Genomic DNA, 15,658 nt, shown 5'->3' with positions numbered 1-15,658 from the left:
TCGCAAAGGCGTTGGTGCAGGACGAAAAGAGGCGACCTTCGGGTCGCCTCTTTTTTTGGTCCTTCCGGGATTCCCGTGGGTAGCTGGGGATAGGAGGATGGGCGGGAGCGGTGAGCGGAGCCCGTCCAATGCGCGATGTAGAGCTATACCGGCAGATCCTTGGTCTATCAGCACCCTGGCGAGTAGCGGATGTTCATCTGGATCTACCAGGGAATCGGGTTGAGGTAGAGGTGGATCATCCGGAGGGATGTCGCTGGCGTTGCCCCAAGTGCGACCAGGAACTGCCGGTCCATGACCATGCGCCGGCGCGCGCTTGGCGCCACTTGGATACCTGCCAGCTGCAGACGATCCTCAAGGCACGGGTGCCTCGTGTTCGCTGCCCGGATCACGGCGTGGTGCAGGTCGCGGTGCCTTGGGCCGAGCCACGCTCTCGCTTCACGTTGCTGATGGAGCGCTGGATCATCGACGTGCTGCAGCAGTGCGCCACGGTCAGTGGCGCCTGCCGGCTGCTGCATCTGTCCTGGGACGAGGTGTTCGGCGTCATGGAGCGAGCGGTGCGCCGTGGTCAGTCGCGCAAGGGGCCGCTGTCGCTGCGTCGGATCGGCGTGGATGAAAAGGCGTTCCGCAAAGGCCATTCGTACACGACCATTGTCAGTGACGTGGATCGTTCCACCATCGAGTACATGGCAGATGAGCGCACGCGTGGATCGCTGGCAGAGTTCTACGAGACCCTGACGCCGGAGCAGTGTGAGCACATCCAGGCGGTGGCCATGGACATGTGGGATCCCTATTTCCAGGCCACCGTGTCGCATGTCCCCGCGGCCACCGACAAGATCGTCTTCGATCGCTTCCACATCATGCAGCACATGGGGCAAGCCGTGGATGCGGTACGCAAGGCAGAGCATCGGGCCCTGCGCGCGACCGGGGACAACACCTTGGCGCGAACCAAATACCTGTGGCTCTACAGCCGGGAAAACCTGCCCCAGCAGCGACGGCATCAACTGCGTGACCTGATGGGGCAGAACCTCAAGGTGGCTCGTGCCTGGGCGATCAAGGAGGCCTTGCGCCACCTGTGGTCCTACCGGCGTGAGGCATGGGCACGCCGTTACTTCAAACACTGGTTCCACTGGGCCACGCACAGCCGCCTGGAGCCCATCCGGCAAGTTGCCCACATGCTCAAGCGGCGTCTGGACAACATAGTCACCTACTGTCGCCTACGCATCACCAACGCCGTCGCCGAAGGCATCAACAGCAAGCTCATGGCCATCAAGCGCCGGGCCTGCGGTTACCGCAACCCCGAACACTTCAAGACCGCCGCCTACTTCTTCTGCGGCGGCCTCGATGTTTACCCACGCTAAAGCCGGAAGGACCCTTTTTTTGTAGTGATGCCGGTGCGCCGTCGCGGCGGTTGGCGAACTACCCGCCGGCCAGCATCGCCTGGATCTTGGCCATGTGCGACTCCGCGGTTTCGCGGGTCACTTCCTTGTCCGCTTCGGGGTCCTTGCCCTGCCAGTGCAGGTCGGTTTGCGGCAGCTCATGCAGGAAACGACTGGGCTGGTTGCGGTGGATCTCGCCGTAGCGCCTGGTCTGCGCGGACCAGGACAGGGTGAGCAGTTCCTTGGCGCGGGTGATGCCGACGTACATCAGGCGGCGTTCCTCGTCGATGCGGCCTTCGTCCAGCGCGCCCTCGTGCGGCAGCGTGCCGTCTTCGCAGCCGACGATGAAGACGAAGCGGAACTCCAGGCCCTTGGCGGCGTGCAGCGTCATCATGCGCACCGCGTTGCCCGGCTCGTCGCGGTCGGCGTGGCTGAGCAGGGCCAGTTGGGCGGCAAGGTCGCCGGCGCTGTTGCCTTTCTGCATCGCGCGGAACCAGTCGGCGAGTTCCTTCAGGTTGCCCAGCTTGCGTTCGCGCACGCTGGCGTCGGGCGTGCCGGCGGCAATCTGGGCGGCGTAGCCGGTGCGCTTGAGGATGCGTTCGACCAGGTCGGCGGCGCTTTCGTGCAACGAGGCGCTGCGCAGTTCATCGAGCAGGTCGGAAAAGCCCGCCAGCGCGGCGGCCGGTCGCGGCGTGAGCTGGCGCAGCACGCCGTCGCTGCGGGTGGCATCGAGCAGCGAGCAGTGGCGCGATTGCGCGATCTGGCCGAGCTTCTCCAGCGTGGTGGAGCCGATCTCGCGTTTGGGCACGTTCACCACGCGCAGGAAGGCGGCGTCGTCGCTGGGGTTGGTCAGCAGGCGCAGGTAGCACAGGATGTCCTTCACCTCGGCGCGGTCGAGGAAGGACAGCGCGCCGGTGAGGTGGTAGGGGATGCGCGCCAGCCGCAGCGCCTTCTCCAGCGGGCGCGCCTGGAAGTTGCCGCGGTACAGGATCGCCATGTCGTCCCAGCGTGCCTTGTGCTTCTCCGCCAGCGTGGTGGCGATCGCGGCGACGCGCTCGGCCTCGTGCTCGGCCTCCTTGCATTCCAGCACGCGGATCGGTGCGCCTTCCGGATGCTCGCTCCACAGCCTCTTTTCGTGGCTGTGCGGGTTGTGCGCGATCAGCGCGTTGGCTGCGCGCAGGATGCGCTTGCCACAGCGGTAGTTCTGTTCCAGCTTGATCACGCGCAGGTTCGGCCAGTCGCGGCCGAGCTGGTCGATGTTCTCCGGGTTGGCGCCGCGCCAGGCGTAGATCGACTGGTCGTCGTCGCCCACGCAGGTGATTCCGCCGCGCTCGCCGGTGAGCGCCTTCAGCATGCGGTACTGCGCATCGTTGGTGTCCTGGTACTCGTCCACCAGCAGGTAGCGCAGGCGCTCGCGCCAGGCGTCGCGGCATTCGCCATCCGATTCCAGGATGCGCAGCGGCAGCCGGATCAGGTCGTCGAAATCCACCGCGTTGAACGCGGCCAGGCGCGCCTGGTACAGCTCGTAGATGGTCGCCGCCTCCAGCTCGCGCGGGCTGCGCGCGGCGGCCAGCGCTTCCTGCGGCGACAGCCCGCCGTTCTTCGCGCGGCTGAGCAGGTTGCGCAGGCCGAACAGCACGTCGGGCTTGGCGCCTTTGGGCGCCAGCTCCTTGACGATGCCGCCGCTGTCGTCCGCGTCCAGCACCGAGAAACCGCGGCGCAACCCGGCGCGCGCGTGCTCGATCTGCAGGAACTTCAGCCCCAGCGCGTGGAATGTGCTCACCGTGAGCGCGGCCGCATCCTCGCTCGACACCAGCTTGGCCACGCGCTCGCGCATCTCGCGCGCGGCCTTGTTGGTGAAGGTGATCGCGGCGATTTTCGACGGGTCGAGTCTGCGGCGCTGGATCAGATACGCGATCTTCTGCGTGATCACGCTGGTCTTGCCGGAGCCGGCGCCGGCCAGCACCAGCAGTGGCCCCTCGCAATGTTCGACGGCGGCCAGTTGTTGTGGGTTGAGCATTGATCGTTGCGAGGGTGGGACAGCGCCCGATGGTAACAGAGCGGCCGTGGGGCATAATCGAGTGAACCCACCGATGGGGAGCTGCATGACAGCCCAGCAAGTCGAGCAATGCGACGTGGCGGTGATCGGTGCCGGCCCCGGCGGCAGCACCGCAGCGGCGCTGCTGGCGCGTCGCGGCTACCGGGTGATCGTGCTGGAAAAGGCGCGCCACCCGCGCTTCCACATCGGCGAATCGCTGCTGCCGATGAATCTGCCGGTGTTCGAGCGGCTCGGCGTGCTGGACAAGGTGCACGCGATGGGCGTGTTCAAGGCCGGCGCGGACTTCGAGGCGGACAACGAGCGCGGCTACAATGTGTTCTCGTTCGGTCGCGCACTCGGCGACAGCCCGCCGCACAGCTACCAGGTGTGGCGGCAGGATTTCGACCAGATGCTCTGCGAGCACGCGCGCGAATGCGGCGCCGACGTGCGCGAAGGGCAGCAGGTGGTGGCAGTCGAGCAGCGCGGCCCGCGCCAGACGCGGATCGAGGTGCATGCCGACGACGGCGCGGAGCATGCGATCGAGGCGCGTTACCTGGTCGACGCCAGCGGCCGCGATGCCTTCCTCTCGACGAAGCACAAGCTCAAGCGCAGGAATCGCCAGCACCAGAGCGCGGCGCTGTTCAGCCGATTCCGCCATGCCGCGCGCCGCAGTGGCGAAGACGCGGGCAACGTCAGCATCTACCGCTTCGAGCACGGCTGGATGTGGATGATCCCGTTGCCCGACGACAGCATGAGCGTGGGCGCGGTGTGCTGGCCCGATTACCTCAAGCAGCGGCACGGCGACACGCGCGCCTTCCTGCTCGACACGCTGCGGCAGAACGCGGCGCTGTGGGAACGCCTGCAGGGTGCCGAGCTGATCGACGAGGTGCGTGTGGCCGGCAACTATTCCTACGACTCGCGCGAGATGGCCGGCCCCGGCTGGATCCTGGTCGGCGACGCGTTCGCCTTCCTCGACCCGGTGTTTTCCTCCGGCGTGTTTCTGGCGATGGACGCGGCCGAGCGTGCGGTGGACGTGATCGACGGCGCGCTGCGCGAACCGGAGCGCGAGGCGGCGCTGCAGCGGGCGCTGGAGAAGCGCCTGCGCATGGGCATGGCGCGCTTCGCGTTCTTCATCCACCGCTTCAACGAGCCGGTGATGCGGCGCATGTTCGCTGCGCCGCGCAATGGCTGGCAGCTGGAGCAGGGCGTGATCTCGATGCTGGCCGGCGACCTCTACGACCCGCCGCGCGTGCTGCGGCGGCTGCGCCTGTTCAAGCTGGTCTACGCGATCATGGTGCTGCGCCATCCGCGTCAGTGGTGGCGCGGCCATCGCCATCGGCTCGCGCAGGCGCGCGCGGAGTGAGTGCGCAGCCTACAATGACGCGTTTCCGCTGACCGATCGCCGCGCCGACGCCCCATGGCCAAGCTCTATTTCTATTATTGGAATAAGTTCGCGTAAGTCAGCGTAAGGAAGTGGCTTATTTACAAGGGTTCTTCTAGGTGACCATGTAAGGACACATATAGCTGCATACCCCCAAATCCGGCACTCATGGGGGTAGAATTGGGGGTAGGTAAAAACACTGGGTTGCTCAAGATGAAGCGCCAACTGACCGACACCTACATCAAGAAAATCACGTTCAAAAAGCTGGTCAAAGAGCGTGGTGTGACCACCGATATTCAAGGGTTGAAGATTGCGGATGGCGGAGGGTTGTACCTGTGGCTCTCGGCCATCGACGCGAAAAGTTGGCGCTACAAGTACCGGCTGCTCGGCAAGGAAGGCACCTTCACGATTGGCAGCTACCCAGAGGTTTCGCTGGCGGAAGCTCGTGACGCTCATGAGCTTGCCCGCAAGCAGGTTGAGCAAGGTATCAACCCCGGGAAGCACAAAAAGGCCGAACTGCAGAAGGTGATCTTCGATGGGGGGAACACCTTCGAGGCCGTTTCACGGGCGTGGCTGGCACACAAGGAAAACCCCGACAATCCCAGCCACACCTCGGCTGGCTATGTCACCAAGATGAAGCGCATCTTGGAGCGCGACGCCTTCCCGAAGGTGGGGGCAATGAAAGTCGGGGATGTGAGTGCAGCCGAACTCAGCTCGATCATGGACGCTGTTGCAGGCCGCAAAAAATTGAAGATGCCGCACCAGAAGAAGGCACGAGTACGTGCGCGCGGTGCGTTCACAACGGCTATCCATATCCGCCAGATGGCGCGATCCATTTTCGCCTACGCTGCTTCGAAGGGCATGATCGACAAGGGCTATGATCCCACTTGGGCGCTCGGAGATGTGGTCAGCAGGCCGGAAGTTCAGCACAACAAGTACCTTGAACCCGAAGAGCTTCCGACATTCTGGAATGCTCTGGCGAAGGTGGGTGCGAACGAGCAAGTGAAGATCGCTATCAAGTTATTGGCCCTGACTTTCGTTCGTACCAACGAACTCCGCAATGCCGAATGGAAGGAGTTTGATTTGACGGGAGCGAACGCGAAGTACGGGCCACATTGGCTTATTCCGGCCCACAAGACGAAGAAGCGCAGGGATCATGCGGTACCTTTGTCCGCTGCGGCGCTGCAATTGATTGCAGAGCTTCGTAAGTTGACCGGTGGCTCGCGGTATCTGTTTCCCAGTCGGAGCGATCCAGATCGCCCGATGAATCCAAACACGATCAATCAAGTGCTCTACCGGATGGATTACGGCGGAAAGCTGTCAGGCCACGGGTTCAGAGCGACGGCGTCTACTGCCCTGAATGAGCATGGCTTCCTGCCTCACGTAGTGGAAATGCAGCTCGCCCACTGGCGAAGGGACAGGACAGAGGCTTCATATAATCACGCGAAATATTGGCCGGAAAGAATAAAATTGATGGAGTTTTGGGCCGATATAATCATGTCAGAAAAAACCAATGTAGTTCCGATCAAAAAGAAGGCGTAGGTTTCGCTTGACAACCATACAAGGCGGTGCCAACCTGTAAATGACAGCAGCGGTAAGTCGCTGCTTATAACCAAGCCCGCAATGGAGTGAGCCTGAACATCGGCACTCACCTCATTGCGGGCTTTTTTTGTTTGGAGTGCCGAAAATGTCCAATTTGTTCAAAGCCAATGGAGTGGCTGCACTTGTAGTGGATGATTCGCGTGACAGTAAAAAGCGGGGTCGTGCTGTCAGGGCAAAGGCTCCCGTGATTTCGCTGGATCAACCAGGGAGGTTGCGGATGGCCAATCTGATGGCAATTTTCAGTTGCTCGCATACTACGATTTATCAGCGCATCAAGACCGGTGAATTTCCGAAGCCGGATGGATACGACTGGCCTAATCGGCCCGCGGGCAAGCAGGGGCGTCCGTATTGGAATACGCAAACGATCAGGGCGCGTCTGGAGGGATGACAGCTAAAACAGATGTGCTGTTTGTGGCTCGCTGGCAATTGCAGGCTGATCTGAGCTGCGAGTCACGCGTCTTCCTGTAGGACATCGGATATTCATGTGCTCCACTTAATGGAGCGCATTAGGTTTTTCTATTGAAATTAAGTCGAACGACTCCCGCTTATGTGCGAGCCGATGGGCATGCTTTGCCTTCAATCCATGCAATGTAGCCAAAGGAATATCACCATGCTTACCCATCAGTATGAAAAGTTGTTGTCGTCGGCCCCCGTTCGCGTGACCACAAAGGTGGCTGCTGAATATCTCGGTGTGTCTGTTCGGACACTGGAGGACTGGCGTGCAAAAGGGAAGGGGCCGAAATACATGAGGATCGGTCACAGAATTCGCTACGAAATTAGCGAGCTGGATACATTTATCGCTGCGGGCAGGCGGTAGTGAATTCTTTCGGTTTGTTGGTAGTGCATGTTCCATGATGGTGCCGCTCCGTAGCTCCCTATAAATACACCGCAACTTGATAGTCAGATGGACATCATCATCGGGTTAGATAAGATCAAGATGAAGTATTACTACACGGGTTCACCGCATGGCAAAGACGAGTACGGTCAACTGCACGGGTGGATCGGGTGCAGTTTGAATGGCGATTTTGGTGTGAAGGGAAGTCTTACAAAGGTTCACGCTGAGAGTTCCTTATCACGTCTGCATCAGAAGTTACCAGAGGGTGGGTATGTGGATGCTATGTACGGACAGACTGGGAAGAAACAGAAAGCAAAACAAGGAATATGGTTACAGTTCAATCCTTCAAAGCTTTCTGGAGCCGATCTAGCTGCCTTGAAGGGCCACATGTCCATTCTTCTTGAAGATGGTTTTATGACCATGTTAAGAAGTGGATGGATGAGCTATATGGAGATCAACATCGACATTCGCGGAGTGCCGTTTGATGAGTATATGTATCTAGATAGCTCACTGAGGACTGCGAGCGCCGCCTTCGAGTCGGTAGGAACGATGTATATAGGATCGAAAAAAAGTAATCGACGCTTCACCGTGTATGACAAGTCGAAGGAGCAAAAGTACGGGGGTGATTATGCGACAGAGACATTGCGTGTCGAGGCGATACTTCAAGGCGCAAAGGGGTTCCCGTTGGCCGAGATAGACGCGCAGCCCTCGCCCTTCGGAACACTGTTTGTAGTAGATCGAGTGATGCTGGCAAAAAGTACCAACCCTCTCGCCAACGAGTTCAGGAGCCGCCTTACTGCGTTGGGATGTAGTCCACAGGCAGCCTATCTATCCTTTCCTCTCAAGCAAAGAAAGGAGTTGAAAAAGGCGCTAAATGAGCTTCAGCCGGATTGGTGGAAGCCCGAACAGATTTGGAAGAAATTTCCAGAGAGCTTGGACTGGATGATGGAACTACTCTGAGGGCATGTAGCCAGATGTGGTAAACGAGCAATCGTGTGCAGCAGCGTAGTTTGGCTTGCTTTTCGTTGCGCATAAATAATTGAAAAATTATTTAAAATGATGCTTTTCCTCTTTACATAAGGTGTCTCAGTGCCACGATTAACCCTCCACACTGGGGTTAGTAAATGGCACGCATCGCATCGACACTCGCGACATTACTTCGCGCTCTAGACGGTGAGCTGATACAGGGACTGGTGAAGTCGGTTCCGCGCGACCACCGTCTTGTTCCTCATAAATTGCTGTATCCAGACCGATGGCTGCTCGCCAGCGCGTTGCAGAAATGTATTCGGCGTGGATTGCATGCCGAGGTGACGGATGTCGCCATCGCGCTTCATGCAGTTGATGCCGAGTACGCATGGCGGCGGCTTCGCGTGATCGCGCTGGAAGATGTTGGCATGGGCGATGTCGAGGCCGTTGCCACTGTGATGGCGGTGGCTGGCAAGCGGAAGGTGCGAGAGTCCCTCGGCGATCTGCGGCTCTATGTGGCTAACGTGCAGATGCTTGCAGTTGGCCTGAAAGACCGGACAGCCTGTGACCTGATTAGCTGGATCGGGTGCGCCCCCGAAGCCATCGACCTTCGCGCCAAGCTATTGGAGCAACCTGCGCGATGGGAGTCGCTCGCTTTGGATAACGATATTCCAATCTGGCAGCGAGTGGTGGCTCTGGAGTTGTTGGCTGGGGTCACTTTGCGAACAGGCGGGGGCTATCGAACGCTCACTAGGGCTGATCCGGAAGCGGTGTTGCGAGTTGTCGAGGCGTTGAAGCCGCATCCATTGGTTGCTTTTGCTGTTCTCCGGGGCAAGGGTACGGAGTCACTGAATGTTGCGCTGCTCTTTGCTCACCTCCTGCGGCAGGCGGCTGATCGTTGTCCGGTGATTGACCATGAGGAGGAAGTGCAAGGTTCGCCCTGCATCGGTGGCCTGATTGCACCATCCTTCTGCATGTATACCCGTGCGGGGTTGCGGGCACTACGGTTATTCCTGCATCGAGACGTCGAGTTTCGGGGCGTGCTGAGCCGAGCGGGGGCGGCCGATGCGTTCAAGGCCCTCGGATTACTGCTGTTCCAAGTCGAGTCGGGCTTGCTGGATCGCATCGAAGACTACGCGCCCAAGGTGCGCATCGACGCCGAGCGCGCAGAGTTGGCGCAGTTCGGCATGACGGACGATGCAGCCTGTGCGGCTTTGCGCATGATGCTCAAGAATCGACTGCCGATGTTGAACAAAGCTCGGCGAGCGGCATGGAAGACTTACCTGGTCGAAACGAAGTTGTCTGGGGAGTCGGCATGAACATGCGGCACTCCACTTTTACTACCGATAACCCTTCATTCTCGCTACTTATTCAGGGAGCTCCGATGACGGCGGGAGTCCATGCAATCAATTGCACGACTGGCTCCCCAGCACCTGTGCAATCAATTGCAGAGCCGCTGTCGAAGCCCGAGGTGCGATATCTTCAGGCGTCCTTGTCGGAGGCGAGCAAGCGGGCCTATCGTGCGGATGTGCTGGCCTTTCTGTCGCGGGGCGGCTCGATCCCTGCCACATCAGTACAGGTGGCTCGCTATCTGGCGGCCTTGGCCGAGGAGCTAAGCCCGGTCACATTGCAGCGTCGTCTAGTGGCGATAGGCAAGGCCCATGTAGCTCAGGGGTATGACGACCCTACCAAGGACGAGCATGTTCGAGCCACGCTGCGGGGGATTCGTCGGTTACATGGTCAGCCCCAGCGACAAGCCGCGCCGCTACTCCGCGAAGACCTGCTGGCCGTGGTGGATGCCTTGCCGGATTCCCTGATGGGAATGCGTGATAGGGCCTTGTTGCTAGTGGGGTTCGCGGGCGGCTTCCGTCGCAGTGAACTGGTTGGCCTCGATGTCACGGACGTGGCATTTGTTCCGGACGGATTGTTGGTGACGTTGCGCCGGAGCAAGACAGATCAGGAAGGTGTGGGGAGAAAGGTGGGCATCCCGTATGGCCGTACCCGCGCATGCCCGGTCAAGGCGTTGCGCGCATGGTTGGATGGGGCCGAAGTGAAAACCGGGCCGGTCTTCCGGTCTGTCGGCAAGGGCGGGCAGATCGGTAGCCAGGCATTGACCGACCAAAGCGTCAATCTGGTACTTCGAAAGTGCGCCGCTCGCGTGGGGCTGTCGTGCGAACGGCTTACAGGACACAGCCTGCGGGCCGGGTTGGTGACTTCGGCCGCGAAGGCTGGGATCAGTTCATGGAAGATTCGGCAGCAGACCGGACATCGCTCGGATGCCATGCTCCAGCGCTACATCCGTGATGCCGACATCTTCATCGGGAACGCAGCGGGAGCGCTCCTGTAGTCAGGATCACTCCATGAGCTGCTCGGCTTGTTCGAGCATCTGGGATGGGCTGGCCTGCAAGACCGAGGCAAGCTTGAAAAGGGTCTTGATGCTCGCCGAGTTCAGGCCGCGCTCCAGCAGGGATATGTAGTTGCGCTGGAGGTCTGCGTTCAGTGCGAGCTGTTCCTGCGACATGCCTGCCCGTTTGCGCAGTGCGCGCAAAACCAAACCGAATGCGACCTCTGGCTCCACTAACCCAACTCTCCCGGTGAGGGAGTGACCGTAGGAGGGAAGGCGCTAGCCGGTCTTCATAATATATTGGTAATCTTGGGCCAGTTGAGCAGGGGAGGAAGGAACGTGGCAAGAGATCAAGCTCGGCAGAACAGGCAACAAGCGAAGCCAGATACGCGGAGGATGGGACGCTGGGCATTCTTGATGCTCACCTTGGTCATCGTCGTGTTTTCTGGTCGATATGGGTGGAAGAAGTACGATGACTTTGAGTGGCAGAAGGCGATGAGGGCACGCAAGCAAGCAGATGCATCGTTGACGGAGATATCCGCGTCGAAGCTCTTTGACGCCTATGCCAAAGATAAGAATGCAGCGATTTCTAAATATTCTGGAAAACGCTTCTTTGTTGGAGGTAGGGCTTTTGATGCGACGCTTTTGCGTGGCGATGAGTTTGGCGTCGAGTCGAAGCCCGGTGGCGTAGTTAAATTTACGGCAGGGTCAGGTGAGCCGGATGATCCAGGAAGCGAATATATCCTTCTGTCAGCCGCTCACTATTGGGAGATTGCATATTCGTCGTTACCTACTGGCGGGTTAGACATTGCTGCTTGCACGGTAGATCCAGGCAAGTCAGGTATTTTGATCTCCGGTAATGACAAGTACGTTTATGCGGATGACTGCAGCACAGTGGTGGCTGGGTTGGAAAAGCAATCCCAATCTCCGTTTGTTGATAACTGAATGCGCTATATCGAAACTTTTGGGAGAAACGTTATGAATTCGAGACGATTTGCAACAATTGCAGCAACGTTCTTTCTTGTCGCTGGATGCGCGACCGTTGAGTCTGGGACGAAATTCGATACTTCGGCGGAAAGTCGGTTGAAAATTGGGCAGACGACGGTTGCTGATGCGGAAGCGTGGTTCGGAAAGCCGACGCAAATTACCCAAAGCAGCGATGGAAGCAAAGTGCTGGTATATGTCCATATAGTCGCTCATGGCAACTTCGTTGGCCATGGTAGAGGCGAGACGGAGACGCTCGGCTTGAACTTTGGGCCAGACAACAAACTTCGTAAGTTCGTTACCGGCGGTACACCAGCTCAAACAAGGTAGTGGGCCGCGATTGATTAGGGCGATTCCCCGCAAACCGGCGATGAGGCCCTGGCAGCTGTCGGCGCCGGCTAGACGTGGCAGTTGAGCACAATTGAAAACTCTTCTATCGTAGCTCGGACGGGGCGTGCCAATGTCCCGCCGGAACGGCTTGGGAGGGGGATATGGCCGGTTTGAAAAATGTGTTCATCAGTCACGTCCACGAAGACGATGCGGGCCTGCAGAAGCTGAAGGATCTGCTCGCGTCCAAGGGCATGACGGTTCGCGACTCGTCGGTGCATACTGGCAAATTCAACGATGCCAAGGATCCGGACTACATCAAATCCGGAATCCTCGCGCCGCTGATCCAGTGGGCCGGAACGTTCATTTGTTACGTCTCGCCGCTGACGAAAAACAGCGATTGGGTCAACTGGGAAATCGAGTACGCGGCCAAGCAAGGCAAGCGCATCGTAGGAGTCTGGCAGCAAGGGGATAAAGACTGCGATCTACCGACGGCCCTTGAGGAATACGCCGACGCCGTCGTTGGATGGAACGGTGAGGCCATTGTCGACGCTATCAATGGCAAGGATGGTTGGCAGATGCCCGACGGCAGCGCCTGTGCGGCAGTACCCCTCAAGCGCCATCCGTGCGGCGGATGAGGCTGTACTCGTATGTCGTACGCTACGACAGCGGCTTCGCGCCGAATCCGTTCTATGGCTGGTGCACGCTAGCAACCTGCAAGCCATACATACGTCGCACGGCGCAGGTAGGAGACTGGCTCGTCGGCACAGGTAGCGATAGCCAGCAGGTGCAACGGGGTGGGTACTTAGTCTACGCAATGCGCGTGGGCGAAATCATGACTTTCGAGGCGTATGATGCGGATCCCCGCTTCCAGGCAAAAAAGCCTTATCGCCATGGGAGTCGAAAACAGAGCTGTGGCGACAGCATCTACTACCGCGATGCCGCGAATCGGCAATGGCTTCAGCGCGATTCCTTTCACTCCAACGTCGATGGTAGCCGCCGTGCCGATCATGTACAGCGGGACACGGGGGTTAACCGCGTGTTGGTGAGTAACACGTTCGTTTACTTCGGGGGCGCCGGACCGAAGATCCCTACTGAGCTGAGAGCAGCTGATGGACGGCCGCTCAGTAAGGCGGGAATCGGCTATTACGCTTTTGATGACCCGGCGTTCATTGCACGTGTTGAAACATGGCTGATGTCGCTAGGAGCACAGGGTTACCAGAGTCCTCCTTTTGAATGGATTTCACTTCGTGATTAAGCCGACTCCTCTCAGGGGCACAATCTTGCTGTCGCAATACGCCACCGAGATTGCGCCGACCGACATCCTCGATGAGACCGACCTGCGCTCCGTGCAGCACGGCCTCTTCGGCGAAGTAGGCGGCATTATGTCCGCCGCGAAAAAAAATGTTCGTGAGGGCGCTCTGTTCCCGGAATACCGGTCGGCGGCGGAAGAGGAATTCGGCGACACATTGTGGTACTTGGCAGCTCTCTGTCGGCGTTGTGACGTTGAACTTGCGTCTGTTTTCGAACGTGCCACCAGCGATGGCCGCTACACCCTGGCTTTCGCAGCCAGCGATGTGGCGGCAGGGCCCGTGGCTTCTGTTGCAGTCCCGAAGAGTTCTCCCGAGTTGGATGCTGCGCTTGTCACGCTTGGGCAGGCCGCCGCCGACTTGCTCCAGGGCACACCCACGGCCGACGCCCTGGTGAAATTTGCATGTCAGTATCTGGACGCGCTTCATGCGTCCGGCTTGACGTTCGCTCAAGTGGTGCAAGCAAATTTGCGTAAGGCGCGTGGTGCATTCTTAGATCCAAGTCCTGAAGATCTCATCGACTTTGATGCCGAGTTCGGCAAAGACGAAAGACTACCAGCCGACTTTCGCATCCGGATCGATCAGCGGGCCAGCGGCAAGAGCTATTTGCAGTGGAATGGCGTGTTCATAGGAGATCCACTGACTGATAACATTGCCGACTCGGACGGATATCGTTTCCATGATGTATTTCACCTGGCGAATGCTGCCATCCTCCATTGGTCTCCAGTCGTGCGGGCGCTGATCAAGCACAAGCGCAAGAGCAATCCCAAGATCGACGAAGAGCAGGACGGCGGTCGAGCGACTGTTGTAGAAGAGGGCGTGACGGCGTGGTTGTTCGCGCGCGCTAAGGCCCTGAACTTCTACGAGGGAAAGAGCCGAGTATCCTTGAGCATCCTCAAGACCGTCCAAGAATTTGTTGCCGGCTACGAAGTCGATCAATGCCCGCTGAAGCTATGGGAAAGTTCTATCCTCCAAGGCTTTGCGGTGTTCCGCCAAGTCCGCGATGCTCAAGGTGGATGGGTCATTGGCGATCGCGTCACCCGCACATTGCGGTATGAACCGCTGGAGAACGAATCATGAGCATCCATCCGTTCGTCAAAACAGTGGCATCGCTGCATTTTGAGAACACCTTTAATCCGTACTCGGATCGCTGCGAGGTACACGACCGCCAGGATGCCCCCCAGCGTCGTGCAAAGGCACTGTCGGCCTTGGTCGAGAAAGCAACGCAGTCGACGGTCGACGCCATATGGGTCGGCCGCGATCTAGGCTATCGCGGTGGCCGACGTACGGGACTGGCACTCACTGACGACATTCGCGTGGCACATCACGCGCAGCGTTGGGACGTCCGCGCTGAGCGCCAGACTGTGGGCGAGGCAGTCGTAGAGCGTACTGCTTCAGTTATCTGGAGAATGCTCGATCAGATCGCAGCCCCTGTTTTCCTGTGGAACGTCTTTCCGCTCCACCCTCACGAGGCCGGGTTTCCGTTTACCAATCGCCAGCACAATGCACGGGAACGGCAGGCCGGCGAAGAGATTCTTAGTATGCTGATCGCGCTTCTGCGGCCGCGTCGTGTGGTGGCTGTGGGAAATGATGCATTTGCTGCAGCGACACGCGTCACGAACCAGTGTTCAGTGACATTGGTCAGGCATCCAAGCTATGGCGGGCAGCGCCAATTTGAGAAGCAAGTTGCCGAGTTGTATCAGCTACCCGAGTGTGCGGCATCGCTTGCATTATTTCCCGAACTGGTCGCTCGCGACGTCGCGTAATCCATGTCTGCTCTTGATGCGCCAACGTTGGCGCTGCTCCATTACGGGATCAGGGCATGAGGCCTTGAAACGGGTTCGTCAACCGACAGCCTGCAAAGGCAGGGCGGGCAGAACGATCGCATAGGCCAATCTTTGACGAACATTGGACGGCTGGTCGCTCCACGGCCTCCCCCCATCGGGCGGCGTACTAATAATTTTTGCGGATGGTGATCGCTTCCTCGACTGCGTTCGCGAGATGTTTCGAGATCCAGTCGTAGCGATCTTGACTGGTCAGGCCGGCCGGGTCGTAGCATTTGGCAACCTTGGACAATGGCAAGCCAGTGCGCTTAAGCGTGATGTAGTCGAAAGGATTTGCGCCGATAAGCGACGTTTGCTGCTGATGGTTCTTTAGCCCATGGATGCGTATGCCGACGACACCCATTCCAGCGTTCCAGGACTCCACGATCTCGTGATTGATCCACTTGCGGTTGGCGGTGTTGCTACCTACCAGTACAACCGTACATGTTCTGCCGGCCATCTGCTTCGCAATCCAATGAGTGATCTTGGCATCTTTGTCTGACCCGCTGGCAATTGCTTCCCAGTCGTTGTCTGACGTCGGCTCGTTACTCTCAATGGCCTTGATGTTGCGTACTGTTGCAGCGCGCCAGCAATCGGGCTTGAAGTGAAAGCTGTAGAAGCACCTTCTGGCCATATGTTCGTTCCGTGCTGAGTCCACAAATCTCTTGCGCG

At 58.9% G+C, this 15,658-nt stretch carries 17 protein-coding genes; 14 read left to right on the top strand and 3 right to left on the bottom strand.

Going from position 1 to position 15,658, the window contains the following annotated elements; genetic code table 11:
• Positions 1-128 precede the first annotated feature (128 nt).
• Positions 129-1,358: an ISL3 family transposase gene (locus ACVCMB_RS10800; protein ID WP_447106907.1), complete on the top strand. Its 1,230-nt coding sequence runs from the start codon at positions 129-131 to the stop codon at positions 1,356-1,358.
• Positions 1,359-1,416: 58 nt separating this feature from the next.
• Here ACVCMB_RS10800 and ACVCMB_RS10795 read toward each other — a convergent pair whose 3' ends face one another.
• Positions 1,417-3,396 carry a UvrD-helicase domain-containing protein gene (locus ACVCMB_RS10795; RefSeq protein ID WP_447106906.1) on the bottom strand — a complete coding sequence of 660 codons (1,980 nt, stop codon included), beginning with the start codon at positions 3,394-3,396 and terminating at the stop codon, positions 1,417-1,419.
• Positions 3,397-3,481: 85 nt separating this feature from the next.
• Here ACVCMB_RS10795 and ACVCMB_RS10790 point away from each other — a divergent pair, with 85 nt between their 5' ends.
• The 7 genes from ACVCMB_RS10790 to ACVCMB_RS10760 all read left to right on the top strand — a co-directional run bounded on the left by ACVCMB_RS10790 (position 3,482) and on the right by ACVCMB_RS10760 (position 10,545).
• Positions 3,482-4,777, top strand: a complete 1,296-nt coding sequence (locus ACVCMB_RS10790) for an NAD(P)/FAD-dependent oxidoreductase (RefSeq protein WP_447097882.1) — start codon at positions 3,482-3,484, stop codon at positions 4,775-4,777.
• Between the two features lie 231 nt (positions 4,778-5,008).
• Positions 5,009-6,337, top strand: a complete 1,329-nt coding sequence (locus tag ACVCMB_RS10785) for a tyrosine-type recombinase/integrase (protein ID WP_447106905.1) — start codon at positions 5,009-5,011, stop codon at positions 6,335-6,337.
• Positions 6,338-6,482: 145 nt separating this feature from the next.
• Positions 6,483-6,785 carry a helix-turn-helix transcriptional regulator gene (locus ACVCMB_RS10780; RefSeq protein ID WP_447106904.1) on the top strand — a complete coding sequence of 101 codons (303 nt, stop codon included), beginning with the start codon at positions 6,483-6,485 and terminating at the stop codon, positions 6,783-6,785.
• A 222-nt stretch (positions 6,786-7,007) separates the two neighbouring features.
• Positions 7,008-7,214, top strand: a complete 207-nt coding sequence (locus ACVCMB_RS10775) for a helix-turn-helix transcriptional regulator (RefSeq protein ID WP_447106903.1) — start codon at positions 7,008-7,010, stop codon at positions 7,212-7,214.
• Positions 7,215-7,301: 87 nt separating this feature from the next.
• Positions 7,302-8,192, top strand: a complete 891-nt coding sequence (locus ACVCMB_RS10770) for a hypothetical protein (protein WP_447106902.1) — start codon at positions 7,302-7,304, stop codon at positions 8,190-8,192.
• Positions 8,193-8,356: 164 nt separating this feature from the next.
• Positions 8,357-9,517, top strand: a complete 1,161-nt coding sequence (locus ACVCMB_RS10765; protein ID WP_447106901.1) for a hypothetical protein — start codon at positions 8,357-8,359, stop codon at positions 9,515-9,517.
• Positions 9,514-10,545 carry a site-specific integrase gene (locus ACVCMB_RS10760; protein ID WP_447106900.1) on the top strand — a complete coding sequence of 344 codons (1,032 nt, stop codon included), beginning with the start codon at positions 9,514-9,516 and terminating at the stop codon, positions 10,543-10,545. Before ACVCMB_RS10765 ends, ACVCMB_RS10760 begins: the two co-directional genes overlap by 4 nt.
• Before the next feature lie 6 nt (positions 10,546-10,551).
• On the opposite strand, the gene ACVCMB_RS10755 is transcribed toward ACVCMB_RS10760, so the two are convergent.
• Positions 10,552-10,776 (bottom strand): helix-turn-helix domain-containing protein, encoded by a 225-nt coding sequence (locus ACVCMB_RS10755; protein WP_447106899.1) that lies wholly within the window; start codon positions 10,774-10,776, stop codon positions 10,552-10,554.
• A gap of 183 nt (positions 10,777-10,959) precedes the next feature.
• Here ACVCMB_RS10755 and ACVCMB_RS10750 point away from each other — a divergent pair, with 183 nt between their 5' ends.
• The 6 genes from ACVCMB_RS10750 to ACVCMB_RS10725 all read left to right on the top strand — a co-directional run bounded on the left by ACVCMB_RS10750 (position 10,960) and on the right by ACVCMB_RS10725 (position 14,929).
• Complete coding sequence (locus tag ACVCMB_RS10750; RefSeq protein ID WP_447106898.1) at positions 10,960-11,487, top strand: OB-fold protein; 528 nt, start codon at positions 10,960-10,962, stop codon at positions 11,485-11,487.
• Positions 11,488-11,856 carry a hypothetical protein gene (locus tag ACVCMB_RS10745; RefSeq protein ID WP_447106897.1) on the top strand — a complete coding sequence of 123 codons (369 nt, stop codon included), beginning with the start codon at positions 11,488-11,490 and terminating at the stop codon, positions 11,854-11,856.
• 161 nt (positions 11,857-12,017) lie between these two features.
• Positions 12,018-12,491, top strand: coding sequence for a TIR domain-containing protein (locus ACVCMB_RS10740; RefSeq protein WP_447106896.1), 474 nt, complete (start codon positions 12,018-12,020; stop codon positions 12,489-12,491).
• Positions 12,488-13,111, top strand: coding sequence for an Nmad2 family putative nucleotide modification protein (locus tag ACVCMB_RS10735; protein WP_447106895.1), 624 nt, complete (start codon positions 12,488-12,490; stop codon positions 13,109-13,111). The genes ACVCMB_RS10740 and ACVCMB_RS10735 overlap by 4 nt, the downstream gene beginning before the upstream one ends.
• A 25-nt stretch (positions 13,112-13,136) precedes the next feature.
• Positions 13,137-14,243, top strand: coding sequence for a hypothetical protein (locus ACVCMB_RS10730; protein ID WP_447106894.1), 1,107 nt, complete (start codon positions 13,137-13,139; stop codon positions 14,241-14,243).
• Entirely contained in the window at positions 14,240-14,929 is a 690-nt protein-coding gene (locus ACVCMB_RS10725; RefSeq protein ID WP_447106893.1) for a uracil-DNA glycosylase, read from the top strand. Before ACVCMB_RS10730 ends, ACVCMB_RS10725 begins: the two co-directional genes overlap by 4 nt.
• Before the next feature lie 187 nt (positions 14,930-15,116).
• Here the strand turns inward: ACVCMB_RS10725 and ACVCMB_RS10720 are convergent, their stop codons facing one another.
• Positions 15,117-15,620, bottom strand: a complete 504-nt coding sequence (locus ACVCMB_RS10720; RefSeq protein ID WP_447106892.1) for a TIR domain-containing protein — start codon at positions 15,618-15,620, stop codon at positions 15,117-15,119.
• Positions 15,621-15,658 lie beyond the last annotated feature (38 nt).

The organism is Rhodanobacter sp. UC4443_H10 (assembly GCF_052978325.1).
The sequence above is the reverse complement of the archived record's forward strand: the minus strand, read 5'-3'. Positions and strand labels throughout refer to the sequence as shown.